Origin of the sequence: Marinobacter iranensis, assembly GCF_029207565.1 — a bacterium.
Lineage (GTDB): Bacteria > Pseudomonadota > Gammaproteobacteria > Pseudomonadales > Oleiphilaceae > Marinobacter > Marinobacter iranensis.
In genome coordinates this window covers 1-347 of record NZ_JANCMW010000049.1, presented here as the reverse complement: position 1 = coordinate 347, position 347 = coordinate 1, and the positions used below count along the sequence as shown (strand labels likewise).

Genomic DNA, 347 nt, shown 5'->3' with positions numbered 1-347 from the left:
TCCGCCAGCTACAACCTGGGTGACCAGCTGCAAAGCCAGGGCAACACCAGCTACACCTACGACGGCAACGGCCGCCTGAGCCAGAAAACCACTGACACCGATGTCACCACCTACGACTACGACAGCCAGGGCCGGCTCAAGCAGGTGCAGACCCCGGACCACACCATTGAATACCGCCATAACGCCCTGGGCAACCGGGTCGCCAAGGTCAAAGATGGACAAGTGGTGGAACGCTACCTGTGGCAGGACAAGACCACCCTGCTGGCCACTTACGATGGGGATGGCAACCTCAAACAGCGATTCGAATACACACTGGGTCATACCCCCACGAGCTTTACCGAGAACGG

The 347-nt window shown here is 59.4% G+C and carries 1 pseudogene; it reads left to right on the top strand.

The window, feature by feature from the left end:
* Window positions 1–347, top strand: a pseudogene (locus NLU14_RS21390) (hypothetical protein); the annotation flags it as partial.